Here is a 1,281-nt window from a genome sequence, read left to right as displayed (position 1 = left end):
CAACCACCAGCGCCCTCACTCAGCCCTCGGCGGCAAGCCACCGGCGCTGGTGTATTGGCAGAGAAATGATATCAACCAACCCGGTCAGCAGGTGCAACGAGTAGCTTAATTTACGTCAGATCCTGTCCAAGAGATGGGGAGTAGCTCAGGCATCGGGCTGTCGGCGCGCAGCGATATCGTCAGCATCTCTCTCGCGCTGACCGTGGGCTTCGTCGGCTGGGTGGTGCTGCGCTTCTCGCGGGTCGCGCTCGATGGCGAGGCGCGGCAAAGCTGGTTCATGGGCTGGATGAGCCTGACACTCGCCTGTGTTCTGGCTCTGGTGGTGGCGGGCAACCTGTTCCAGCTGATGGTCGCCTGGGTCGCAGTCGGCACCGGCCTGCACCGGCTGTTGCTGTTCTATCCCGAACGGCCCGGCGCGCAGCGGGCGGCACGCAAGAAATCCCTGAGCGGGCTGATCGCAAGCGGCGCGCTTCTGATCGCGGTGAGCCTGCTCGCGCATGGTTTCGGCACCACCGACATCGCGCGTATCGCCGAGGCCGCGCGCGCCGGAAACGGGTCGTCCTCGCTCTGGATCGTGGCGGGCCTTCTGGCCGTCGCTGCGGTGTTCAAATCCGCGCTGATCCCGACCCATGGCTGGCTGACCGAGGTGATGGAGGCCCCGACCCCGGTCTCGGCGCTGATGCATGCGGGCGTGGTCAATGCCGGAGGGTTCCTGCTGATCCGCTTCGCCGATGTGATGCTGAGCGCACCAGGTGTGCTTGCTGTGCTGGCGCTGGTCGGCGGGCTTAGCGCATTGATCGCGGCGGCTGTGGCCACAACGCAATCGGCGGTGAAGACCTCGCTTGCCTGGTCCACCTGCGCGCAGATGAGTTTCATGGTGCTGCAATGCGGACTGGCGCTGTTCCCGCTGGCGCTTCTGCATATCGTGGCGCATTCGCTCTACAAGGCGCATGCCTTCCTGTCCTCCGGCAGCGCGGTCGCCGCAGTGGCGCAGCAGCACCGGCCCGGCCCTGTCGCGGTGCCGGGCGCCGGGGCGGTGCTGCGTGCTTTCGCGCTCTCGCTTGCGATCTATGGCGGGGCGCTCGCGCTCTCCGGGCTCTGGCACGAGCCGCCACAGGCGATCGCGCTCGGTGCCATCCTCGTCTTCGGTGTGGCCTACCTGATCGCGCAGGGGCTGGCGGAGGCCGCACCCTGGCCTCTGTTCTGGCGCACGACGCTGATGTCTCTGGGCGCGACCCTTGGCTATTTCGCGCTGCATTGGGGGGCGAATGCGCTCTCGGC

General features: G+C 67.0%; 1 protein-coding gene. It reads left to right on the top strand.

The annotated features are described in order from the left end of the window. Window positions 1-133: 133 nt before the first annotated feature. Window positions 134-1,281: proton-conducting transporter membrane subunit (locus tag F8R15_RS20855; protein ID WP_152845873.1), on the top strand; the 1,148-nt coding region annotated here is incomplete at its 3' end.

Origin of the sequence: Thioclava sp. JE_KL1 (genome assembly GCF_009296265.1) — a bacterium.
Taxonomy (GTDB): domain Bacteria; phylum Pseudomonadota; class Alphaproteobacteria; order Rhodobacterales; family Rhodobacteraceae; genus Thioclava.
The sequence above is the reverse complement of the archived record's forward strand: the minus strand, read 5'-3'. Positions and strand labels throughout refer to the sequence as shown.